At 63.6% G+C, this 23,326-nt stretch carries 21 protein-coding genes; 10 read left to right on the top strand and 11 right to left on the bottom strand.

Annotated elements, in window-relative coordinates; genetic code table 11:
- Positions 1–1,152, bottom strand: a complete 1,152-nt coding sequence (rnd, locus tag EN852_RS12500) for a ribonuclease D (RefSeq protein ID WP_127873834.1) — start codon at positions 1,150–1,152, stop codon at positions 1–3.
- 318 nt (positions 1,153–1,470) lie between these two features.
- Here rnd and aspS point away from each other — a divergent pair, with 318 nt between their 5' ends.
- Positions 1,471–3,264 carry an aspartate--tRNA ligase gene (aspS, locus tag EN852_RS12505; RefSeq protein WP_127873833.1) on the top strand — a complete coding sequence of 598 codons (1,794 nt, stop codon included), beginning with the start codon at positions 1,471–1,473 and terminating at the stop codon, positions 3,262–3,264.
- Between the two features lie 224 nt (positions 3,265–3,488).
- On the opposite strand, the gene EN852_RS12510 is transcribed toward aspS, so the two are convergent.
- Positions 3,489–4,679 (bottom strand): hypothetical protein, encoded by a 1,191-nt coding sequence (locus EN852_RS12510; protein ID WP_127873832.1) that lies wholly within the window; start codon positions 4,677–4,679, stop codon positions 3,489–3,491.
- A gap of 414 nt (positions 4,680–5,093) precedes the next feature.
- Between EN852_RS12510 and parC the strand changes: the two genes are divergently transcribed.
- Positions 5,094–7,349 (top strand): DNA topoisomerase IV subunit A, encoded by a 2,256-nt coding sequence (gene parC / locus EN852_RS12515; protein WP_127873831.1) that lies wholly within the window; start codon positions 5,094–5,096, stop codon positions 7,347–7,349.
- 344 nt (positions 7,350–7,693) lie between these two features.
- Complete coding sequence (locus tag EN852_RS12520) at positions 7,694–8,893, top strand: AI-2E family transporter (RefSeq protein WP_127873830.1); 1,200 nt, start codon at positions 7,694–7,696, stop codon at positions 8,891–8,893.
- On the opposite strand, the gene EN852_RS12525 is transcribed toward EN852_RS12520, so the two are convergent.
- From EN852_RS12525 to EN852_RS12540, 4 genes are all read right to left on the bottom strand, one after another.
- The gene (locus EN852_RS12525; protein WP_127873829.1) at positions 8,881–9,777 is read right to left on the bottom strand and encodes a DMT family transporter; all 897 of its coding nucleotides are present in this window, start codon (positions 9,775–9,777) and stop codon (positions 8,881–8,883) included. The genes EN852_RS12520 and EN852_RS12525 overlap by 13 nt on opposite strands.
- Positions 9,778–9,903: 126 nt before the next feature.
- Positions 9,904–10,668: an arginyltransferase gene (locus EN852_RS12530; protein ID WP_042640082.1), complete on the bottom strand. Its 765-nt coding sequence runs from the start codon at positions 10,666–10,668 to the stop codon at positions 9,904–9,906.
- 148 nt (positions 10,669–10,816) lie between these two features.
- Positions 10,817–11,287 (bottom strand): RDD family protein, encoded by a 471-nt coding sequence (locus EN852_RS12535; RefSeq protein WP_073989170.1) that lies wholly within the window; start codon positions 11,285–11,287, stop codon positions 10,817–10,819.
- Positions 11,288–11,393: 106 nt separating this feature from the next.
- Positions 11,394–12,071 carry an isoprenylcysteine carboxylmethyltransferase family protein gene (locus EN852_RS12540; protein WP_127873828.1) on the bottom strand — a complete coding sequence of 226 codons (678 nt, stop codon included), beginning with the start codon at positions 12,069–12,071 and terminating at the stop codon, positions 11,394–11,396.
- A 191-nt stretch (positions 12,072–12,262) separates the two neighbouring features.
- On the opposite strand from EN852_RS12540, the gene sthA reads away from it, so the two are divergent.
- The gene (gene sthA, locus EN852_RS12545) at positions 12,263–13,651 is read left to right on the top strand and encodes a Si-specific NAD(P)(+) transhydrogenase (protein ID WP_127873827.1); all 1,389 of its coding nucleotides are present in this window, start codon (positions 12,263–12,265) and stop codon (positions 13,649–13,651) included.
- A 67-nt stretch (positions 13,652–13,718) separates the two neighbouring features.
- Here the strand turns inward: sthA and EN852_RS12550 are convergent, their stop codons facing one another.
- On the bottom strand, positions 13,719–14,378 hold the full coding sequence (locus EN852_RS12550) for an alpha/beta hydrolase (protein ID WP_246694263.1): 660 nt from the start codon (positions 14,376–14,378) through the stop codon (positions 13,719–13,721).
- 205 nt (positions 14,379–14,583) lie between these two features.
- Here EN852_RS12550 and opgC point away from each other — a divergent pair, with 205 nt between their 5' ends.
- Positions 14,584–15,792, top strand: coding sequence for an OpgC domain-containing protein (opgC, locus tag EN852_RS12555; RefSeq protein ID WP_127873825.1), 1,209 nt, complete (start codon positions 14,584–14,586; stop codon positions 15,790–15,792).
- 53 nt (positions 15,793–15,845) lie between these two features.
- Here opgC and EN852_RS12560 read toward each other — a convergent pair whose 3' ends face one another.
- Positions 15,846–16,925: a LacI family DNA-binding transcriptional regulator gene (locus EN852_RS12560; RefSeq protein ID WP_127873824.1), complete on the bottom strand. Its 1,080-nt coding sequence runs from the start codon at positions 16,923–16,925 to the stop codon at positions 15,846–15,848.
- Between the two features lie 176 nt (positions 16,926–17,101).
- Here EN852_RS12560 and EN852_RS40830 point away from each other — a divergent pair, with 176 nt between their 5' ends.
- Positions 17,102–17,245: a hypothetical protein gene (locus EN852_RS40830; protein ID WP_189401267.1), complete on the top strand. Its 144-nt coding sequence runs from the start codon at positions 17,102–17,104 to the stop codon at positions 17,243–17,245.
- Between the two features lie 56 nt (positions 17,246–17,301).
- Positions 17,302–17,442 (top strand): hypothetical protein, encoded by a 141-nt coding sequence (locus EN852_RS40835; RefSeq protein ID WP_189545894.1) that lies wholly within the window; start codon positions 17,302–17,304, stop codon positions 17,440–17,442.
- A 14-nt stretch (positions 17,443–17,456) separates the two neighbouring features.
- On the opposite strand, the gene EN852_RS12565 is transcribed toward EN852_RS40835, so the two are convergent.
- Positions 17,457–17,831 carry a DUF423 domain-containing protein gene (locus EN852_RS12565; protein WP_127873823.1) on the bottom strand — a complete coding sequence of 125 codons (375 nt, stop codon included), beginning with the start codon at positions 17,829–17,831 and terminating at the stop codon, positions 17,457–17,459.
- A gap of 35 nt (positions 17,832–17,866) precedes the next feature.
- Entirely contained in the window at positions 17,867–19,114 is a 1,248-nt protein-coding gene (locus EN852_RS12570; protein WP_127873822.1) for an MFS transporter, read from the bottom strand.
- A 119-nt stretch (positions 19,115–19,233) separates the two neighbouring features.
- Here EN852_RS12570 and EN852_RS12575 point away from each other — a divergent pair, with 119 nt between their 5' ends.
- Positions 19,234–19,899 (top strand): GntR family transcriptional regulator, encoded by a 666-nt coding sequence (locus EN852_RS12575; RefSeq protein ID WP_127873821.1) that lies wholly within the window; start codon positions 19,234–19,236, stop codon positions 19,897–19,899.
- A gap of 124 nt (positions 19,900–20,023) precedes the next feature.
- On the top strand, positions 20,024–20,995 hold the full coding sequence (locus EN852_RS12580; RefSeq protein ID WP_127873820.1) for a glycosyl transferase family 90: 972 nt from the start codon (positions 20,024–20,026) through the stop codon (positions 20,993–20,995).
- A 10-nt stretch (positions 20,996–21,005) separates the two neighbouring features.
- On the opposite strand, the gene EN852_RS12585 is transcribed toward EN852_RS12580, so the two are convergent.
- Positions 21,006–22,049, bottom strand: coding sequence for an aldo/keto reductase (locus EN852_RS12585; RefSeq protein ID WP_127873819.1), 1,044 nt, complete (start codon positions 22,047–22,049; stop codon positions 21,006–21,008).
- Positions 22,050–22,309: 260 nt separating this feature from the next.
- On the opposite strand from EN852_RS12585, the gene ppk2 reads away from it, so the two are divergent.
- The gene (gene ppk2 / locus EN852_RS12590; protein ID WP_127873818.1) at positions 22,310–23,230 is read left to right on the top strand and encodes a polyphosphate kinase 2; all 921 of its coding nucleotides are present in this window, start codon (positions 22,310–22,312) and stop codon (positions 23,228–23,230) included.
- The last annotated feature ends 96 nt before the right edge of the window (positions 23,231–23,326 follow it).

Genomic DNA, 23,326 nt, shown 5'->3' on the forward strand with positions numbered 1-23,326 from the left:
TTAAAGATCGAACACCGCGATCCTGCGCTTGTCGAATTTGATGCCGATCTCGCCGCGCACCAACCTCAGCGCCTGATCGCCGAAAACGGCGCGCCGCCAACCCTGCAGCGCCGGCACGTCGGCTTCGTCGCCTTCCGCCGCTATGCGGTCGATATCGTCGCTGGAGGCAAGCACCTTGGTGGCGACGCCTTCCTTCTCGGCGACGATCCTGAGCAGCACCTTGAGGAGTTCCGCCGCCGCGCTCGATCCTTCCGGCGGCTGCACGCTCTTCGGCAGTTTCGGCATGGCATCCTTGGGCAGCGCGAGGGCGGTGTTGACTGCGCCGAGCAGAGCGCTCGCCGTGGCGGAGCGTTCCCAGCCTTTCGGGATGGTGCGCAGCTTGCCGAGCGCCGCCGCGTCGCGCGGCGCCTGCTGCGCGATCTCGTAGATCGCGTCGTCCTTGAGCACGCGGCCGCGCGGCACGTCGCGCTCGCGCGCCTCGCGCTCGCGCCAAGCGGCGACCGCCTGCACGATCGCCAGCTCCTGTGGCTTGCGCAGCCGCATCTTCAGCCGCTTCCAGGCATCCTCGGGATGCGGATCATAGGTCTCGCGCGAGGTGAGGATATCCATTTCCTCATTGAGCCAATGGCCGCGATCCTCGCGCTTCAGCTCGGCGCTGAGATGCTGGTAGACCTTGATCAGATGGGTGACGTCGGCGAGCGCGTATTCGAGCTGCTTGTCGGAGAGCGGCCGGTGCCGCCAGTCGGTGAAGCGCGAGGACTTGTCCAAGCGCGCGCCCGTGACCTTCTGCACCAGCTGATCGTAGGAAACGCTGTCGCCAAAGCCGCAGACCATTGCCGCCACCTGGGTGTCGAACACGGGATGCGGCACCAGATTGCCGAGATGGACGATGATTTCGATGTCCTGGCGCGCCGCGTGGAAAACCTTCAGCACCGCTTCATTGGCCATCAGCCGGAAAAACGGTTTTAGGTCAATGCCAGGCGCCAACGGATCGATCAGCGCCTCGATCCCAGGCGCGGCGATCTGGATCAGGCAGAGGATTGGCCAGAAGGTCGTCTCGCGGATGAATTCGGTATCGACGGTGACGAATTCCGACTTTTCGAACGCCGCGATAACGCTCTCGAGTTCTTCTTGTGTGGTGATGACGCGCATCAAATCGCTTTGGCACAATATTAGGCCTCTTTCAATTTCAGCCGCGCGCGCTTTCGTCAAGCGCCGCAACGCCGCCGCGCACCGCTAACTTTCGCGAAAGCGCCTTGCTTCCCTATCGGAATGGCCAAGGATCAAGGAACATATCTCCCGTTTTATAGGCTGTGCGCTTGGCGCAGGCGCATTTCCGGCTGAGCAAGGGTAGCGACGGAGCCCGATATATCGCTGTGTGACCGGTTGCCTTGACAAAGCCGGCCTCTCATGCGCTTTTCGCGCCAATTTTCGAGCCGGGCTGGTGCCCGCAATTTCCGGACTTTACCCATGACCACGCATCGTTACCGCAGCCACACCTGTGCCCAGTTGAGAAAGAGCGACGTTGGCAATTCCGTCCGCCTGTCGGGCTGGGTGCATCGCGTGCGCGACCATGGCGGGCTGCTCTTCATCGATTTGCGTGACCACTACGGCTTGACCCAGATCGTCGCCGATCCGGATTCGCCGGCCTTCAAGGTCGCCGAGACCGTGCGCGGCGAGTGGGTGATCCGCGTCGACGGCGAGGTCAAGGCGCGGCTGCCGGAGACGGTGAACGCCAACCTGCCGACCGGCGAGATCGAGATTTTCGCGCGCGAGATCGAGGTGCTGTCCGCCGCCAAGGAACTGCCGCTGCCGGTTTTCGGAGAGCCGGAGTACCCCGAGGACATCCGCCTGAAATACCGCTTCCTCGACCTGCGCCGCGAAACGCTGCACAAAAACATCGTGGCGCGCACCAAGATCATCGCCGAGATGCGCAAGCGCATGGGCGAGGTCGGCTTCACCGAGTTCTCGACGCCGATCCTCACCGCCTCGTCGCCGGAAGGCGCGCGCGACTTCCTGGTGCCGTCGCGCATCCATCCCGGCACTTTCTATGCGCTGCCGCAGGCGCCACAGCAGTACAAGCAGCTGATCATGGTCTCCGGCTTCGACCGCTACTTCCAGATCGCGCCCTGCTTCCGCGACGAGGATCCGCGCGCCGACCGCCTGCCCGGCGAATTCTACCAGCTCGACCTCGAGATGAGCTTCGTCGAGCAGGATGACGTGCTCTCCACGATGGAGCCGGTGCTGCGCGGTGTCTTCGAAACCTTCGCCGCCGGCAAGCCGGTGACGCAGAAGTTCCGCCGCATTCCTTATGACGAGGCGATGCGCACCTACGGCTCCGACAAGCCGGACCTGCGCAACCCTATCGAGATGCAGGCAGTCTCGGATCATTTCCGCGATTCCGGCTTCAAGGTCTTTGCCAACATCCTGGCCAACGATCCGAAGGCGGAAGTCTGGGCGATTCCCGCCAAGACCGGCGGCAGCCGCGCCTTCTGCGACCGCATGAACTCCTGGGCGCAAAGCGAGGGTCAGCCGGGGTTGGGCTACATCTTCTGGCGCAAGGAAGGCGAAAAACTCGAAGGCGCCGGCCCGATCGCCAAGAACATCGGCGAGGAGCGCACGGAGGCGATCCGCCAGCAGCTCGGCCTTGCCGATGGCGATGCCGCCTTCTTCGTTGCCGGCGACCCGAAGAAGTTCGTGACCTTCGCGGGCGCCGCGCGCACGCGCGCCGGCGAGGAGCTGAACCTCGTCGATCGCGAGCGTTTCGAGCTTTGCTGGATCGTCGACTTCCCGTTTTTCGAATGGAACGAGGACGAGAAGAAGATCGATTTCGCGCACAACCCGTTTTCCATGCCGCAGGGCGGCATCGATGCGCTGAACGGCGAAGAGCCGCTCGGCATCAAGGCGTTCCAGTACGACATGGTCTGCAACGGCTTCGAGATCGCGTCGGGCGGCATCCGCAATCATCTGCCGGAGACCATGGTCAAGGCCTTCGAGATGGTCGGCCTTGATCGCGCGACCGTGGAAGAGCGCTTCGGCGGCCTCTACCGCGCCTTCCAGTATGGCGCGCCGCCGCATGGCGGCATGGCGGCCGGCGTCGACCGCATCGTCATGCTGCTGGTGGGGGCAAAGAACCTGCGCGAGATCACCATGTTCCCGATGAACCAGCAGGCCTATGACCTCTTGATGAACGCGCCGTCCGAAGCCACCCCGCAGCAGCTGCGCGAGCTGTCGCTGCGCGTCGCTGTGACGAAGAAGGACTGACGGCAGCGCAGCAACTGCCCATTTCTCCTCGTCACGATACGGGGAGAAATGTCCGGCAGGACAATGAGGGGCAGCGCGGACGCTGGCGATTTGCCATCGGCGGCAGGCGAGTCTTCTGACGGGCCAGGCATCGAATTTCATATTCGCAAGCGTCGGCGCTGCCCCTCATCCGCCTGCCGGCACCTTCTCCCCGTATAGTGACGGGGAGAAGGCAGCTAGTTCGATCAGTCCTGGTTCGCCTTGACCTTGACGCCCAGTGTCTTCGGCAGGTCGAGCGGGTTGGACATGGCGCCGGCCATGATCAGCGCGAACGGCACCGACGACGGCGGCTCGGCCGAGATTTCCAGGCTCTTCGGATTGTCGAGGAAGGTGTTGACCGCCGCCGAGACTTCCGCCGTCAGCTCGGGATTGTTGAGCTGCGCCATGCCGAACGGCACGATCGCCTTGGCCTGGTTGGCGACGTCCTTCCCCGACATGCCCTGCTGCTTGCCGACATAATCGAGCACCTTGCCGGTCAGCGAATCGTCCTCGAAGCGCACCGATGCGCCGTTGAAGGAGAGCTGCTGCATGAGGCCGAGCATGGCCATGCCCTGCGCAGAATTGTCGGCGCCTTCCGGCTGCGAGGCGAGCTGCTTCTGCATCGCCTGCATCGATTTGATGAAATCGACCGTGTAGCCGCCGAGGTTGAAGGTCATGCCGAGCGTGCCGGCATTCTCGACCGAGATGTCATATTTGGAAAGCTCCATCTTGCCGTCGCTCGGCTGCCATGTACCGGCCATGGCAATGTTGCCCGAGATGTTCTGGTAGCCGAGCGCCTCGATCGCTTCCTTCGACTTGGGGTCGTCGATCAGCGACAGATCGGCGGTGAATTTTTCGGTGTTGGCGGTGAAGTCCATCGCCTTGCCGTCGGCCGGAGGCGTGATCTGGACCGCAAGCCCGTCCATCGCGAACGCCGTCTTGTCGCCGACCTTGACGGTCATGTTGGACAGCTCCGCCGACTTGTACATCATCAGCGAGCCGAGCGGATCGGTGCTGCCTTCGGCAGGGACCTTCATGTCGTGGATGACCACCGGGCTGAGGTCGAGCGTCACGCCGTCCTTGCTGTGCTCGAAGGGCGAGGTCGAGACGGTGGCGATCGCATAGCCGCCATTGGCTTCGGTGACCCCTTCCAGCTTGACGTCTCCGATCGGCAGCGCTTCCTTCTCGGCCGCCGGCTTGATGGACACGCCCTGCAGCACGGCGTTGGAATCGTCGCCGGAGACGCCGGTCCAGGAAATTTCTACGCCCTGGGCGGCAAGGGCTCCCTTGATGCGCTCGGCCACCGCCGGATCGGCGGCGAAGGCCGCATTGAGAGGCAGCGTCAGCAGAAAGGTCGAAAAGGCCAGTTTCTTGAGCGTTGAGCGTTGGATTGTCATGGCGAGTTCCCTGTCCTGATTTGGCTATGAAAATTGTTTTGAAACCTGCTCCATCACCATTCCGTGACGAACGGGACGGGAAGAAGGCATTTTCCGGCACATTTGTCGAAAATGGCGACGAAAAGCAAACGCCGGCGGGCAGCCATTGCTTGGTGCGGTGAATTTGTCATGAAGATCGCGGCTTTCCTCCGCCAGCGCGTTGCATGCCAGATAGAGGCCGCGTGTAACGAGTTGATGTTGGCCGGCGTCATGGTGCCGCCGCAGCCTGTTGCAGATCGGTGGCAAATTGCAGCCGCGGCTCCGTCGCTTCCGTGAAGCCCTTCACATCGCCGGTTCTGTGTTCGCAGCCGCGACCAAAGCGCCGATGTTCACGCGACGCTTGCCGCGAATCACCCGCTCGGCTAGTCCAAATCCATGGGAAAGAGGCTTTTGCCGCCCGATGACAATGGCGGCGGCGACAAAATCGAACCGGTCGATCTGAAGGAAGCGCTGGAGCGGCGCTATCTCGCTTACGCGCTGTCGACCATCATGCACCGGGCATTGCCGGATGTGCGCGACGGACTGAAACCGGTCCACCGCCGCATCATGCATGCCATGCGGCTGCTCAGGCTCAATCCCGATCAGGGTTTTGCCAAATGCGCCCGCATCGTCGGCGACGTGATGGGCAAGTTCCATCCGCATGGCGACCAGTCGATCTACGACGCGCTGGTGCGCCTGGCGCAGGATTTCTCGATGCGCTACCCGCTGGTCGACGGGCAGGGCAATTTCGGCAACATCGACGGCGATAACGCCGCCGCCATGCGCTACACCGAAGCGCGCATGACCGAGGTGGCGAGTGAGCTGCTTGCCGGCATCAATGAAGACGCAGTCGACTTCCGCCCGACCTACAATGAAGAGGACGAGGAGCCGTCCGTCCTGCCGGGCGCCTTCCCGAACCTGCTTGCCAACGGCTCCTCCGGCATTGCCGTCGGCATGGCGACCTCGATCCCGCCGCACAATGCGGCCGAGCTTTGCGACGCAGCACTGCATCTGATCGAGCATCGGGAAGCGCCGGTGGCGAAGCTGATGGATTTCGTCCAGGGACCGGATTTCCCGACCGGCGGCATCATCGTCGACAGCCGCGCCTCGATCCTCGAAGCCTATGAGACGGGGCGCGGCGGTTTTCGCGTGCGCTCGAAATGGGGCCAGGAGGACCAGGGCAGGGGGACCTGGAGCATCGTCGTCACCGAGATCCCTTACGGCGTGCAGAAGGCCAGGCTGATCGAGAAGATCGCCGAGCTTCTGATGGCGCGCAAGCTGCCGCTGCTCGAAGACATCCGCGACGAGAGCGCCGAGGACATCCGCATCGTCCTGGTGCCGAAGAGCCGCACCGTCGATCCCGGCATCCTGATGGAATCGCTGTTCAAGCTCACCGAGCTCGAAAGCCGCTTCCCGCTCAACATGAACGTCTTGTCCCGCGGCAAGGTGCCGAACGTGCTCTCGCTGAAAGGCGTGCTGAAGGAGTGGCTCGACCACCGCCGCGACGTTCTGGTCCGCCGCTCGAAATACCGGCTCGGCGAGATCGAGAAGCGGCTGGAAATCCTCGCCGGCTATTTGATCGCCTATCTCAACATCGATGAGGTGATCAGGATCATCCGCGAGGAGGATGAGCCCAAGCAGGTGATGATGGCCCGCTGGTCGCTCACCGACAACCAGGCCGAAGCCATCCTCAACATGCGGCTGCGCGCCTTGCGCAAGCTCGAGGAAATCGAGATCCGCAAGGAGTTCGACGGGCTCACGGCGGAGAAGAAGCAGATCGAGGCGCTGCTCGCGTCCGACGCCAAGCAATGGGCGACGATCAAGTGGGAAGTCACGCAGCTTCGCGACAAGTTCGGCCCCGAGACCGAACTCGGCAAGCGCCGCACCCAGTTCGCCGACGCGCCGGAGCATGATCTCACCGACATCGCGCATGCCATGATCGAACGCGAGCCGGTCACGGTCGTCGTCTCGGAAAAGGGCTGGCTGCGCGCCATGAAGGGCCACCTGACAGATTATTCGCAGTTGGCCTTCAAGGAAGGCGACAGCCTGAAGCTTGCCTTCCATGCCCAGACCACGGACAAGATCCTGGTCTTCACCACCGGCGGCAAGTTCTACACCATCGGCGCCGACCGGCTGCCGGGCGGGCGCGGCCACGGCGAACCGATCCGCATCATCGTCGACATGGAGAACGACCAGGACATCGTCACCGCCTTCGTCCATGACCCGAAGCGCAAGCTGCTGCTCGTCTCCTACGATGCCAACGGCTTCGTCGTTTCGGAGGAAGAGGTCGTCGCCAACACCCGCAAGGGCAAGCAGGTGATGAACGTCAAGGCGCCGGACGAAGCCAAGCGCTGCATTCCGGTGTCGGGCGACCATCTCGCCATCGTTGGCGAGAACCGCAAGATGCTGGTGTTTCCGCTGGCCGAAATCCCGGAAATGGCACGCGGCAAGGGCGTGCGCCTGCAGAAATACAAGGACGGCGGCGTGCTGGATCTCAAGACCTTCACGCTGGAAACCGGGCTCTCCTGGCAGGATTCGGCCGACCGCACCTTCACCAAGTCGCGTGGGGAGCTCGCCGAGTGGATCGGGGCGCGCGCCGCCGCCGGCCGCATGGTGCCGAAGGGTTTCCCGAGGACCGGCAAGTTCGGATAGCGCCGCCTTTCCCTTCTACCCTTGTGGGGTGAGAAGCGGTCCGCGTTAGCGGACGAAAAGCCAATTGCTTGGCTTTTCGAGCTTCGAACGCCCTGAGCCTGCGAAGGGCCGGGCGGTGGCCGATCCACCCCCGGCCGGGTCCCCGCTGCTTCGCAGCGTCCCGGCGTTCGCCGGCCTTTCATCATGCCACTGGCACGATGAATTCACCTTCGGTGAACCGGCTGCTCACCCCACAAGGGGAGAAGGGAAGGTCGGCCCCAATCATTTGGACTATCGTCACGATTGCTGCACTATGATGGTGGATAAGCATCCATCGAACCATCGGACAGGGGAGAGACGCCGGGTTGAAGCGGGCTGAGATCCAGAAGCCGGGGCAACGCCTGTTCGGCCTGTCGACGCCGCTCAGGGCTGCCGTCATCCCGCCGCTGTCGGCGGCGCGCTGGCTGCTGGTGCTGATTGTCGCCGCCGGCGTATATTTCTTCCATGGCTTCCTGTTTCCGGTGCTGGCGGCCCTCGTCATCGCCTTCGCCAGCTGGCCGCTCTACCGCCGGCTGCTTGTCGCCGTCGGTGGCAGCCGCACCATAGGCGCGACGCTCGCTATCCTCTTCATCCTGACCTTCCTGGTGGTGCCGATCGCGCTGGCTGGCACCTATGCCATCAACGAGCTGCGCGAATGGGTGGTCTGGGCGATCGAGACCAACCGCCACGGCGCGGTGACACCGACCTGGATTGCCACCATGCCGGTCATCGGCGAGTGGCTGAACGGGCAGTGGACGGCCTATCTCGGCCATCCCGGCGGCATCGGCGAATTGATCCAGGCGGTCAGCGGTTCCAATATCGGAAATATCTATCGCGGCGCTTTGGCTGCTGGCGGCAGTGCCTTCAGCCTGCTGCTGACGCTTCTGTTCATGATGATCGCGTTGTTCTTCGCCTATCGAGATGGCGAGTCTTTCGCGGCGCAGGTGGATCGCCTCGGCGAACGCATCCTGCCGACGCGCTGGGGGCGGATCTCGCGTGTCGTGCCGGCGACCATCTCCTCGACCGTGACGGGCATGACCATCATCGCCATCGGCGAAGGCCTGGTGCTGGGCATCGCCTATTGGCTCGCCGGCGTGCCGTCGCCGGTCACGCTCGGCGCGCTCACCGGCATCATGGCGCTGATCCCCGGCGGCGCGCCGCTCTCCTTCACCCTGGTCTCGGTCTACCTCGCCGCCAGCGGCAAGCTGTTCGCTGGCGCCGCACTGTTCACATGGGGCGCGGTCGAGCTCTTCATCGTCGACAAGACACTGCGGCCCAAGCTGGTCGGTGGGCCGATCAAGCTGCCTTTCCTGCCGACCTTTTTCGGCCTGATCGGCGGCGTCAAGACCATGGGCTTCCTCGGCCTGTTCATCGGCCCGGTGCTGATGGCGCTGCTCGTCGCCATCTGGCGCGAATGGCTGCGCGAGGTGGAACTCATGGACGATGCTGTGCCGGTCGTGGGCGAAACTGGCGCTCCGCCCCAGATAGAGGCGGCCGCCGAGCCGCGGAAGATTCAGGCCGGGTGAACCACGGCAAGCGCGGCCCGGCGCTTGCGGCCCTCATGCAATTGCCACAGCGAATGCGCCACCAGCGTCACGATCAGGATCGTGCCACCGATCAGGCTGTTGCGCGTGGGTGCCTCGGCGAAGATCAACCAGACCCAGATCGGCGCCAGCACGGTCTCCAGGACATAGAACATCGCTACTTCCGGGCCCGAAATGTATTTCGGTCCGTTCGCCAGGCAGAAGAACGAGATCGGCATGATCACGGCGCCGTTGAGGATGATCCACCACGGCGCGTTGACGTGAAAACCTTCGCCCGGAACCATGAAGATGGCGAGCGCCAGCGGCAGGATGACGCCGACTAGCCCGGTGAAGCCCATATCCTCGCCGCTGGCGCGCGAGATGGTGATGGCGAGCGCGACGAAGAAGGCAGAGCAAAGCGCCATGAAATCGCCGAACAGATGCCCGGTGCCGACCGAGCCGCCGACGATGATCAGCACGCCGAGGATCATCGCCAGCATGGCGATCACGGTTGCAAGCCGTGGTCTTTCCTTGAGGAAGAGCCACGACAGCAGCGCCGCGAACACGGTGTTGAAGGCCAGGATGAAGACGAGGTCGGCGGTCGAGGTGTGATAGACCGCCGTGACGAAGCTTATCCCGGTCATGCCGTAGCAGAATGCCACGGCAAGCCCCGACCAGCCCGGAATGAGCCGCGGCGCGTTCCTGTCCTGCGACCTCCAGATCGCCCATATCACCAGCCCCGCCAGCAAGGTGGTGGCGGTGCGCAGCAGCATGATCGTCCAGGGGGTGCCGTCGGCAAGCCGGATCAGCGGTATGTCTATAGTCAGTGTCAGGCCGCCGATGGCGGTGATCAGAAGACCTTTTTGGTGGTCGGTATGGGTGGACACGTGGGCAATCTCGCAAAGCAGTCTTGAAGAGGCGCACAGCGGCCATGCCGCGGTCCTCCCAGCCTGGGGGCCGAAAGACCAGCGTCCTCCTCCTTGAAACAGTTTAAGGGTGAAGCGTAAGGCGGTTCAGCGACTGACCGCTTCGTGGTCGTAGCGTTCCCAGCCTTTCGGGCCGAGATGCTCTTGCGGCATGAAGCGCATCTTATAGTTCATCTTGCGCGAGCCGTTGACCCAGTAGCCGAGATAGACGTGGGGCAGGCCCATCGCCTTGGCGCGGGCGATGTGGTCGAGGATCATGAAGGTGCCGAGCGAGCGGTCCTCGAGGTCTGGGTTGAAGTAGGAATAGACCATCGACAAGCCGTCGGCCATCTTGTCGGTCAGCGCCACAGCGATCAGCTCGCCCTGGCCTTTGCCGGTTATGAAAGTGTCGGGGCCACGACGCCGGTATTCGATGATCTTGGTATCGACATGCGTGTCTTCCACCATCATCGCATAGTCGAGCACGGTCATGTCCGACATGCCGCCACGGCGATGGCGGGCGTCGAGATAGCTGCGGAAGAGCGAGTACTGCTCGGTCGAGGGCTGCGCGTCATGCATGGCGCCGACGAGATCGGCATTGTGCTGGATGACGCGGCGCATGTTGCGGCTGGGGTCGAATTCCTGCGCCAGGATGCGCACCGACACGCAGGCGCGGCAGGACTCGCAAGCCGGGCGGTAGGCGATGTTCTGCGAGCGCCGGAAGCCGCCTTGCGTCAACAGGTCGTTCATCTCCGGCGCCTTGTCGCCGACAAGGTGCGTGAACACCTTGCGCTCGAACTGTCCCTCCAGATAGGGGCACGGCGACGGCGCGGTCAGGAAGAACTGCGGCGACTGGGTCGGATGCTGCGTCATCTAATCTTGGAAACGCTCCTGCGAATCGCCCTACCTTTGGCCCGGCCGGCGAAAAATTCAACAGGATTGTGCGGCCGCGGCGGTCCAAGCCTGTTCATATTTGGCCACAGGCGGCGCAGCGGTTCGACGGACGCGACCCTGGACACCGTCAGATGTCGGTGCGGGTGACCACGGTGCCGAGCAAAAGGTCGTGCAGCGTGCGCTTGCGGTCGGAAAACAGCGTGACCAGCAGCACCAGTGGCGTCAGGATGACGTTGCCGGCCCAGAACAGCACCGAGTGCACCACCGCCGTCATGCCGTCGATGCGGCTGCCGTCAAGCTTCTCCAGGCGGATGCCCATGATCTTCATGCCGGTCGTCGCCTGGTCGCGGCTGCCCAGGGTGTTCCAGATGTAGAGGATGGCAACCATCGGCACCAGCACCGAAAACAGCGCCCAGCCGAGGCCGAAGGTCAAAAGCCCGAGAATGGCCACCAGTATGGCGAAAGGAATGGTCAGCAGCGCGACGAAGAAATAGTCGAGCAGGAAGGCAAAGATGCGCCTTGTCCGCACCCCGCGATAGGCGCGGGTGTCCTCGAACCTGGTCGTAATGATCTCACCATCCAGCACGCGTGCGTTCATGTCCGTTCCTCGATCGCCGCATCCGCATAAGGATGCCTGCCGACTTCTCAAATGGTGAGAGCGGCCCCCAATTCAAGGAACGTGCCCGCCGGCGGCCGGCTTAATCTCAGAAAATGCCGGGACAGAGCCTGTAGCGAACCCGCCCGAGATAGTCGCGATATTCCTCCGTCAGCGCCAGGATGCGTTCCTCGCGCAGGATGCGATGGACCTGGAACAGTGTGATGATCGCGTAAACGGTGAAATTGTAGACGGAAAAGCTCGACAGCAGGAACAGGATGTGCCCCGCCAGGTAACCCGCATAGATCGGATGCCGCACGAACCGGTAGGCCCCTCCGGTGACGACGCCGCGATTGGCGGGCAGGATGGCGAAGGAGCGACCGAGCGACATCTTGCCCCAGATGACCAGCCACAGGGCCAGGAACTGCAGTGGCGCCGCGATAAAGAGCGGAATGATGGCGGTTCCCTCCTGAAGCGAAACGAAGCCCGAGCCGAAACCGGCGGTCACCGCGATAAAGACCGTGAAAGGGCTCCAGTCACGCACCAGCGGCCGCCGCGCCAAAAGCAGCCAGACGAAGGTAAGCGTCTCGGAGATCGTCAGCAGCAGGACGTTGAGGCGGCCCGGATCGACGATGACGTTGTTCACGCCGCGATAGACGAAGATCGCCGCGACGAGCAGCGCGATGAAACGGAACAGGCCTTCACGCAGGTCCACGAAGACCGGGTGGGATTGCAGGTCGGACAGGAATCCAGTCGCTATGCCAGGCAAGGTATCGCTTTTGGACATGGACACTCGGCTACCCCGTGGTTCCCCTCGATTGTGACCATTGCACGCAAGCGTTGCCGTCGGGTTAAGTTTGAAGGCACACATGGTTAAATCTCGAAATTTCCGCGACAGGCGGGCTCGATAGGCAGTTGAACATGACGCCGCTGCCAGTTTAGCTTGCTGCGGCGCACAAAGATGCGGGGACGGGGTTCATGGACTACGATATGCTGGTCATCGGCAGCGGCCCTTCGGGGCGCCGCGCCGCCGTGCAATCGGCCAAGCTCGGCAAGTCGGTCCTGGTGGTCGACCGGGGCAGGCGCCTGGGCGGCGTCTCTGTGCATACCGGCACCATCCCGTCGAAGACGTTGCGCGAGACCGTGCTCAATCTCTCGGGCTGGCGCGAGCGCGGCTTCTACGGACGCGGCTACCGGGTGAAGCAGGACATTTCGATCGGCGATCTGGTCGACCGGCTGCACAAGACCCTCGACCATGAGGTCGAGGTGCTGCAGCACCAGTTCATGCGCAACACAGTGAAAAGCGCGCGCGCCGCGGTTAAATTCCTCACGCCGAACAAGGCCAGCCTGACCGCCGACAATGGCGATTACAGCGAGGTTGGCTTTGCCAACGCGCTGATTGCCGTCGGCACCCGGCCGCACCGGCCGGCTGACGTGCCCTTCGACAAGAAGCGGATCTTCGACAGCGACGAGATGTTGGAACTCCACCATCTGCCGCGCACGCTGACGGTGATTGGCGCCGGCGTCATCGGCGTCGAATACGCCACCATCTTTTCGGCGCTCGACGTGCCGGTGACCTTGGTCGAGCCGCGCAACTCCATCCTGGATTTCATCGACCGCGAGATCGTCGACGACTTCATCCACCAGATGCGCGACCGCGGCATGACCATCCGGCTCGGCAGCACGGTGAAGGAGATCGCCTCGAAACCCGACTATGCCGAGGTGACGCTGGCCGACGGCCGCACCATCCGCTCCGAGATGGTGCTCTACGCCGCCGGCCGTACCGGCAACATCGCCAGCCTCGGCCTCGACGCGGTCGGCATCGAGGCTGACAACCGCGGCCGCATCAAGGTCGATCCTCAAACTTTCCAGACCAGCGTGCCCAACATCTACGCCTCCGGCGACGTCATTGGCTTCCCGAGCCTTGCCTCGACGTCGATGGAGCAGGGCCGGGTGGCGGCTTGCCACGCCTTCGGCGTCAACCTGCCGCCGCCGCCGGAGAGCTTTCCCTACGGCATCTACGCCGTGCCGGAAATCTCGACGGTCGGCCTGTCGGAGGAGCAGGTGCGCGAGAGCGGCGCCGCCTATGAGGTCGGCCTGGCGCGTTTCCGCGAGACATCGCGCGGCCACATCATGGGCGTCTCGAGCGGTTTCCTGAAACTGTTGTTCTCGGTCGAGACGCGTCGCCTGCTCGGCGCCCATATCGTCGGCGAGGGCGCCACCGAGCTCATCCATATCGGCCAGGCGGTGATCAACCTCGGCGGCACGGTCGACTTCTTCGTCAACAACACCTTCAACTACCCGACGCTGGCCGAAGCCTACAAGATCGCGGGCCTGGATGCCTGGAACCGGATGGGACGGGGTTAGGGATCCTCGAGCCGCCGCGTGCTGAGCCTGCCTTCTAAGGGCATCGAAGCCCGGCTGGCGGGCGCGGTCAGGCCGCCGGCATAGGGCCTGCCAGCCACTGCCGCGCGATCGCCGCGTCCGCATCGCCGAATTCATGGCCCGAGGCGACGATGCGCGCGTCGACCTCGGCGCGGCGCTCGCTGAACAACGTCACCAGAGCCGGCGCGAACGGGCCGTAGGTCTGGTCGGCGGCGCCGGCGATGATCAGCACGCGCGTTCCGCCGAGATCGGTCATCGGCGAAGTGTCGAGCACCGGCATCGCCCGCAACAGCGCCGCCTGCCGGACCAGGCCCGGATGGAGCAGCATCAGGCTGGAGATGACGTTGGCGCCGTTCGAATAACCAAGGAAGGTCGCGCGCCGCAGGTCGAGCCCATGGCGCTTCGACGCCTCCACCGCGAATTCAGCATAGGCGGCGATCTCGTCGCGGATGCTGGCCTGTTCGAAACTCGTCGGCGTGATTCGCTCGAACCAACGGAAGCCGTCCTCCTGGGGGATGCGCCCACGCGCGGCAACCAGCGTTGCGTCAGGCGAGATCTTGCTTGCAAGCGGGATGAGCGTCGTTTCGTCCACACCCGATCCGTGCAGCACAAAAAGGCATTTGCCGGTCGACTTTGACGGCGTCGCCACCCGGTAGCGAAAGCCCAGATCGCCGTACAGGATACTGTTTTCGTCGCTATATTCGGACACGCTCACATCCATTTGATTCCATGAGAGATTTGTTGATTTGCCGGCTTCAAAACGGAATATTTTCGCGCTCCGCGAAAGTTGATTGAACCAGGCGCATTTCAGTCCGTTTCAGCGCCGATACACCTCCGCTCGGGAGGAGTCGAAGCGGTGCGCCCCGGGGGTCGCATTGCTGGCTATGAACAACCAGCTTTGAGGCCTTTTGTCGATGACCACCTCTGTTTCCAACGAGCGCGACAAGCGTATCGGAGAGCGTGACATACGCATCAACGATCGTGACACACGTATCGACGTGCTGCGCGCGCTCGCGCTGCTCACCATCTTCGTCGACCATGTGCCGGGCACGGTCTTCGAGAACTGGACCTACAAGAATTTCGGCTTTTCCGACGCGGCCGAAGCCTTCGTGCTGATCTCCGGCATCTCGGTAGCGCTGGCCTACGGCACGAAGTTCAAGCCTGGCGGCCGGTTGCTCGCGACCCTGAAGATGTGGCGGCGCGCCGGCGTGCTCTACATCTCGCACATCGTCATCACCATGGTGGTGATCGCGCTGTTTTGCGCCGCCGCAGTGTTCGCGCACCGGCCGGAAATGCTGACCATGATCAACATCGAGCCCTTGATGAAGAACACGCCGCAGGTGCTGCTCGGCATCGTCACGCTCGGCCATCAGCTCGGCTACAACAACATCCTGCCGGTCTATGCGGCACTGCTTCTGGCGGCGCCGGCTTTCGTGCTGTTCGTCAGCTATCGGCCGGTGCCGGCGCTGATCGTGTCCGGGCTCCTCTGGCTCGTCGCCGGCATCTGGCAGATCGGGCCGCCAAACTATCCTGAGCCTGGCCTCTGGTTCCTCAACCCGTTGTCGTGGCAGTTCCTGTTCAACATTGGCCTTGCCGCCATGTTGCATGTGAAGCGCGGCGGGCGGATCCCGGTCAATCCGTGGCTGCTGGGTGCCGCGGGCATCTATGTGGTCGGTGCGGCGATCTGGGTGCACAGCCCGCTCTGGGGCCAGATAACCTGGTTCGACCTGCCGGTGGTGATCGGTGGCTTCGACAAGACCTTCCTGTCGCTGCCAAGGCTCCTGCACATCCTGTCGGTCAGCTACCTGGTCGTCGCACTGCCGGCTGTCTCCAACCTCTTCCGCGTCAGGCCTGACAATCCCCTGGCGATCCTGGGTAAGCGCTCGCTGCCGGTGTTCATCGCCGGCACGCTGCTTGCCATGGCTGCGCAGGTGCTGAAGCTGATCAATCCCGGTGGCCCGGCTTACGATACGCTGCTGATCGCGGCAGGCATCGCCGTGCAGTTCGCGCTTGCGCTTTATCTGGAATGGCTTGCCGGTCTTGGCCCGTCCCGCGCCAAGGCGGAAGCTCCGCACAGGCCGTTCGGCGCGCACCCGGTGCCGGCGAGGGCGGGCGGATACTGACGCAAGCCGGGAAAAGCACCCGGTGGACTTGCGTGCGGATCGCCTGAGCCTGCTCAGGCTTTCGGAGCTAGGCCGGTCGAGGCTCTAACGATCAGCTCGACGCCCATCGTCTCGCGTCGCACCGCGCCGTCATGATCGAGGATCATGCGCGCGGCGCGGCGGCCGATCTCGGTGATCGGCTGGGCAATCGTGGTCAGCGCGGGGGTGCACAGCGCGCCGTCCGGCACGCCGTCGAAACCGACGATCGAGACATCCTGCGGCACCTTGAAGCCCCGCGCTTTCAGCCAGTTGATCGCGATCAGGGCCATGCGGTCCGACATCGCCAGGATGGCGGTCGGCGGTTCATCCTTGGCGAAGATCGCCTCGAGGCCGGCCCTGGTGCTTTTTTCTTCATTCTCGGTCTCGTAGACCGGGATTTTCGTCGTATCGACGCCGAAGCGGGCAAGCTCCTCGAAATAGCCGGCAAGGCGATCACGTGTTCCGGTGTAGAGCGCGCCGCGCACGATTTCCGGCGTGGCGAAGCCTGTGCGGTTGTCGGCGAAGGCCAGCGACAGCACCGCGAACCGGCGATGGCCAAGCTCGGCGAGATGGCGCGCCGCGAGCCGCGCGCCGGCTACATTGTCGACGCCGATGGCTGAGACGGTCTCGTCCTGGAAGCCGAGCTCCAACGCCACGAAGGGCAGCCTTCGCTCGCGCGTCAGGTCGACAAGGCGCGAGCCGCCTTCGATGCAGAACAGGATGAAGCCGTCGACAAGCGCGCTCTGGATATTCCAGGCGAGCTTCTCCTGGTTGGCGGCCGACACCAGCGCGATGCCCGCGCCGGTGGCGTCGCAGGCTTCGGAAATGCCGGCCATCATGACGCGCGCGAACGGATCATCGAAGAAGTAGGAGAGGGGCTCGGTGGTGGCGACGCCGATGGCGTTGACCTTGCCGGCGCGCAGCAGCCGGCCTTTCGGATCCGGGCCGGCATAGCCCATCTGCTCCGCCACCGCCTTGACCCGCTCGCGTACTTCGGCGCGCACGATCTCGGGACGGCTGAAAACATTGGAGGCCGTGCCATGCGAGACGCCGGCGGCTCTGGCAATGTCCGCCAGCCTGATCGGCCTTGCCTGGCCTTCGAGGAGTGAAGCCATGTCGTTCCTCCGAATCCGGTCACGGGACGACCATGACCGCTGAATTGCCACCGGTCATCTAACATTTTTGTTGGATCGATTCAAATTTTCGCTTGACGACATACGATGGAGGCCTATGATTTGAATCGATCCAAGTTTCATTCTCGTGATGAAGCGGCTTTCAGTAGGAGGGTGCCATGCATCCGATGAGCTATTTGTTCGAGGACATCTACCGTAACGATTGGGCCATTGCCTCGGCCGCCGCCAGCGAGAAGCGGCGTGGCAGAATGGGTCCCTGGCGCCGGGAACCGCGCTTCCTTCTGGAGCGCAAGCGCGGCTGAGCCGCAGCCATTTTTCGCATCCATGGATTGGATCGATTCAAAATGAAGGAGAGACGATGATGCATCCGATCGGCCACCTGTTTCAGGACATCTATCGCAACTACTGGGGCATCACGCCCGGAGCCGAGCAGCCCGAACGGCGCCGCGCCGGAGAGCCGCCCGCGCGCAAGCGCAAGCGGCGTGCCAACGGAAAGTAGTCGCCGGAAATAATCTATGGCCGCGATCGCCGCAGCGCCGACACGGCGATAGCCACCCAGCCGGCGATCAAAAGGGTGCCGCCGATCGGGGCTGACATCGGGAACAGCCGCGAACCGAGAAAGTCGCGGGCGAGCAGATCGCCGCAGAACAGCAGCAGGCCGGCAAGCAGCGCAAGGCCGGCGATCCTGAGGCAACGGTTGCCGCCGGCTAGGCCGATGGCCAGGAACACTGCCGCATGCATCAGCAGGAAATTGGCGGCAGTGCCTGTAAAGGCGCCGCCGCGATGCGCGGCAGCGGCCGAAAGCGCCACGCCCGCCGCGCCAACTAGGCCTGCTGCCAGCACGAGGACGCGGCTCCCGCTGTCTGATGCTTGCCCGGTGAGGCCCATCCTGGATGCTCCATGGCGGTTGGTCGGAAGGCCGATCAGGACTCGCCGGCCTCCAGCAGCATATGCCGCCCCCGGCGCGACTGGACAATCCAGTTGTAGGCAGCACCCAACGCCATCAGCACCGCTGTGCCCAGAAACACCGACCGCATTCCGAAATGCCCGCCGACAAAGCCGCCTGACAGCGGCCCCGCGACCTGGCCGACATATTGCGCCGAGATCGCCAGGCCAAGCACATTGCCGCCGACGCCGTCCGGGATGTTGTGGCGGATGACGCTGGTGATGCAGGGCAAGAGACCGCCCAGCGCCAGGCCCATCAGGAAGCGCAGCCCGATCAACTGCGAGCCATTGGTGACGAAGGCTTGCGGAATGAGCAGCAAGGCCGAGACGGCAAGGGCGCCGACCACGACGTTCCAGTGGCCGACGCGGTCGGCGAGCTTGCCCAACCAGGACGACGACAGGATGGTGCCGAGCGCGGCCGCCGACATGACGACGCCGGCGACCATGGTCACCTTGCTCTGGTCCTCGACGAGTTGCTGCACATAGACGGTGATGATCGGTTCGATCGACATGGTGGCGAAGGCGAGCAACATGCCGGTGGCCAGCATGGCGACGATAGGCCGCTTGTCGGGAATCTGCGACCAGCCGCTTTTCGGTTTCGCCGCCGAGACCGGCCTGAGCGCCGGCGGGTTCTCCTTGATCAGGAAAGTCGTCGCCAGGAACGCCAGGAAGATGACGGCGCCCGAAAGCAGGAAGGTCGCGCGGATGCCGATCAGCGGCGGCAGCAGGCCGCCTAGCAACGGTCCGACCAGCGAGCCGGCGGTGATGCCCGCCGCCAGCACGCCCAGCGCCCAGCCCGAACGCTCCTTCGGCGTCTGCATCGCCACCAGGATCGTGGAACCCGACGAATAACCGCCAGCAAAGCCGATCAGCAGCCGAAGCAGCACCAGTTGCCACACGCTCTGCACCATGCCGGTCAGCGACATGCAGATCGCCATGCCGAAAGACGCGCGCACCAGCATCAGCTTGCGGCCGTAACGGTCGCCCAGCCGCCCCCACAAGGGCGCGACCAGCGCCGCCGCGAAGAAGGTGGCGCCGTAGGCGATGCCCGACCACTGCACGATTGCCGCGTGGCCCTCGGCGCCGAGCTGCTCGACGTAAAGCGGCAGGAACGGAAGAAGCAGCGTCATGGCGATCAGCGTGCTGAACGAGCCGGCGAAACAGACGGCAAGGTTGCGCCGCCAATGGATGTTGTAGCCGCCCTGTTCGGAAGGTTTCTCGCTCATGTCATGCCTGCCGGGTGATCCGGATTGGCGTGGATACCATTTTGGTATACCATGCCGGTATCCGTCATGAACCTCAAGCTTGCCGCTGTCAATGCGGCCTTGAAAAAGCGGGACGACAAATGTCGCAGATGCAAAATGTCGAAAGGCAGCTTCGCGAAATGATCCTTGGCCTGGAGATCGGCCCGGGCGAAAGGCTGACCGAGCGCTGGATCGAGAGCCGTTTCGGCGCCTCGCGCACGCCGGTGCGCGCAGCGCTGCTGCGCCTGGAGACGGAAGGGCTGATCAGCCGCGACGGCCGCGGCTGGACGGTGGCGCCGATCAACCTCGCAGAACTTGGCCAGATCGCTGTCTACCGCGAGGCGGTCGAAGTCGCGGCGGTCCGCCTGACGGCGGCGCTTGAAGACCGCAGCGGTATCGACGTGATCGCCGCTATGCTTGATTCCTGCGATGCGGAGACGCCGCGCGAAGAGTGGCATCGCGTCGGCATGGATTTCCACATCGAACTGGCAAGGCTTTCCGGCAACGAGTTCCTATTGAGGGCCGTACGCGATGCGATGACGAGGCTTTCTCGAGCACGCTGGCTGGAAGTGCGCGATGAAGCGGCGCTCGGCCGCGCCTGGGCCGAACATCACGCCATCCTCGCAGCTGTCAGGAGCGGCGATGCCGAGGAAGCGGCGCTGCTGCTTTCCGCTCACATCGCCGGCAGCCGCGACCGGCTGGTCACCTCCTTGCACAACGACCGGCGCGGTTTGCGCGCACGCGGATTTGCGGTGGTCGCGGCTTGAGGCTGAACATACATGCACCGTCAGCAGTACTCGCGGGCTTGCAACATGGCCGGGAGAATGCTGTAGGAGGTCAGGGGGGATGAAGGCCGACTACCACTGACCACCTCGCTGAATTCTCGGACGCATGGCCACACTCTCTCGGACCGCCTCGAAGCTGTTCTACTACGCGCGCAATTTCGCGCGCGACCGCGCACCGCAATCGCTGTTTCGCGATCGCCTGGAGGGCCGGCTCGATCAGGCCAGGCTTTCAGGCAAGGCGGTTCGCGAGCGGCTGAACTACTACAACAAGCTGGAACAGCCGTTCTCGCCCAGTCCGGACGCCGTGCCTGTCGGCAAGCTGCCGACCGCTTCCAGCATGTATTATTACGACCTCAAGGAATTCGCCCGCTACTTCGATCCCGGCCTTCTGATCGATTTCGAATTCGGCGATGTCGTTGGCGTCCCGGAGATTCCGAGGATCGTCAAGGACCGGCCCATCGGCGACGACAACGCCAATGGCGTGCTGATGAAGCTGAACAAGTTCCGCCACTTCTACATGCCGCCCGACAGTCTACCCTTCGCGGCCAAGCGCCCGATGGTGGTGTGGCGCGGTCATCTCAACAATCCGATCCGCACCCGCTTCGTGGAAAAGGCCGCCGACCTGCCGATCTGCGATGCGGGATCCCACAGGGCCGATGCGCCGGACGGATACCGCAAGCCGTTCCTGAATATCGAGCAGCAGCGGCGCTATCGCTACATCGTCTCGCTCGAAGGCAATGACGTGGCGACGAACCTGAAATGGATCATGAGCTCCAATTCGCTCTGCCTGATGCCGAAACCGACCTACGAAACCTGGTTTGCGGAAGCCAAGGTCGAGCCCAATGTCCATTACGTGCCGCTCGAGCAGGATTTCTCCGACCTTGTCGACAAGGTGGCTTATTTCGAGAAACACCCGGCCGAGGCGGAACGGATAACCGCCGCGGCCAATGCCTATTGCCGCAAATTCGACAATGAGCAGGACGAGCAGGCGATCTCGCTGCTCGTCCTCTACAAGTATTTCGTGCTGAGCGGGCAGATCAAGCCAGACGCGGAAGTCTGGCGCTTTATCGCCGGCTGAGCGCGAAGCCCTAAGCGTGGGAGCGGTCGAGCACCTTGTCGGCCGGCCCGAAACGGTCCCTGGCCGTGAACTGCTGGTGCCAGTAGGGGTAAAGCACCGGCGGCCGGCTGACCGCATCAAGGCGCTGCCGCTCGTCTTCCGTGAGCGAAAGGCTTGCCGCGGCCAGATTGTCCTTGAGCTGCGTCTCGTTGCGGGCGCCGATCACCAGGGAGCTTACGGCCGGACGACCGAGCAGCCAGGCCAGCGCCGCCTGCGCCCCTGAGATGCCACGCGCCTTGCCGATCTCGTTGAGCACGTCGACGATGCGCCACAGGCGGTCCCCGTCGCGGATCGGCGGTTCCTTCCAGCCGCCGAGCTGGCGCGCGGTCGGGCTGTCGCGATGATATTTGCCGGAGAGCAGGCCGCCCGCCAGCGGACTCCAGACCAGCACGCCGACGCCCTGGTCGACCGAGATCGGCAGCAATTCATACTCGGCCTCGCGCGCTTCCAGCGTGTAATGGATCTGCTGGGTGACGAAACGGGCCTGATGTCGGCTGTCGCTGACGGCAAGAGCCTTCATCACCTGCCAGCCCGACCAGTTGGAGCAGCCGATATAGCGGATCTTGCCCTGGTTGACCAAAGTGTCGAGCGCCGCGATCGTCTCCTCGACCGGCGTGAGCCCGTCCCACTGATGGACAAAATAGACGTCGATGACATCGGTCTTGAGCCGCTTCAGGCTCTTTTCGCACTCGCGGATCAGATGGTGCCGCGACAGGCCCTCGTCGTTGGGGCCGCTGCCGATGCGCATGCGCGCCTTGGACGCGATCAGCACATCGTTCTTGCGCTTGCCGCCAAGCGCCTCGCCGATGATCTCCTCCGACAGGCCGTTCGAATAGACATTGGCGGTGTCGATGAGGTTGATGCCGGCATCGATGCAGGTATCGATGATGCGCCTGGCTTCCGAAAGATCGGAGTTGCCGACGGCGGCGAATGGACCGGTGCCCCCGAAGGTCATGGTGCCGAGGGTCAATGTCGAAACCTTCAGGCCGGAACGGCCAAGGGTGCGGTATTCCATGTCTGATCCTCGCAATTTTGTTTGAAGAGGCCGCGCGGGGGCGCCGGCAAAAGGCGAGGGGATTTGTAGGACAAATCGGACGGCCTGTCGCCCCGCTATCGATACGCGTCGATCACATATCGGCTAGTCCAGCATCGTTGAGCAGCGCTTGCAATAAAACCGTCATTGCGCCTCTGTATCTCAGTCGGCTTACGGAGTTGCGTTTGCGGTGCCACCGGAACGCATCCGAGGCAAGGTGGCTGGCAGGCAGGAGCTGCGCGATGAACGAACTCAAACCGAATTCCGGGGCGAAGGACTGGCTGGAAGCCGAGCTCGAGGACACGCTCGACGAGGACTACGAGCTGGAGATTTCCGAACCGGCGCTCTCGCTCGAGATCGCCAAGATCTACAACAAGTCGCATCCGCCTTCCATCGAGCGGATGACCTACTTTCGCGAGCTGCTGAGGCTCCAGTCCGAGCTGATCAAGCTGCAGTCCTGGGTCGCCTACCACAAGAAGAAGCTGGTGGTGATCTTCGAGGGCCGCGACTCCGCCGGCAAGGGCGGCGTCATCAAGCGCATCACGCAGCGCCTCAACCCCCGCATCGCCCGCGTGGTGGCGTTGCCGGCGCCGACCGAGCGCGAGAAGTCGCAATGGTATTTCCAGCGCTACGTGCCGCATCTGCCCGCGGGCGGCGAGATCGTGCTGTTCGACCGCTCCTGGTACAACCGCTCCGGCGTCGAGCGTGTCATGGGTTTCGCCGACCAGAATCAGGTCGAGCAGTTCTTCCACGACGTGCCGGAATTCGAGCGCATGCTGGTCCGCTCCGGCATCACGCTGGTGAAATACTGGTTCTCCATCACCGACGAGGAACAGCAGATGCGGTTCCTGATGCGCATCCACGATCCGATGAAGCAGTGGAAGCTGTCGCCGATGGACCTGCAGTCGCGGGTGCGCTGGGAGCAATACACCAAGGCCAAGGAAGAGACTTTTGCCCGCACCAACATCAAGGAGGCGCCCTGGTTCATCGTCGAAGGCAACGACAAGAAGCGCGCGCGGCTGAACTGCATCGACCATCTGTTGCAGCAGATGCCGTATGAAGAGGTGCCGCACGAGGAGATCACGCTGCCGGAGCGTGTCTTCAACCCGGACTACGAGCGCCAGGTGCTGCCGCGCGAGCTCTACGTGCCGCAGAAGTATTGAGGCGGTGAAGCTGCGATCTCCCCCCTTGTGGGGGAGATGCCCGGCAGGGCAGAGGGGGGCGCGAAGGATCTCAGCCTATCGGCAGATAGCTTACGA

Source organism: Mesorhizobium sp. M2E.F.Ca.ET.209.01.1.1, assembly GCF_004010375.2.
Taxonomy (GTDB): Bacteria; Pseudomonadota; Alphaproteobacteria; order Rhizobiales; family Rhizobiaceae; genus Mesorhizobium.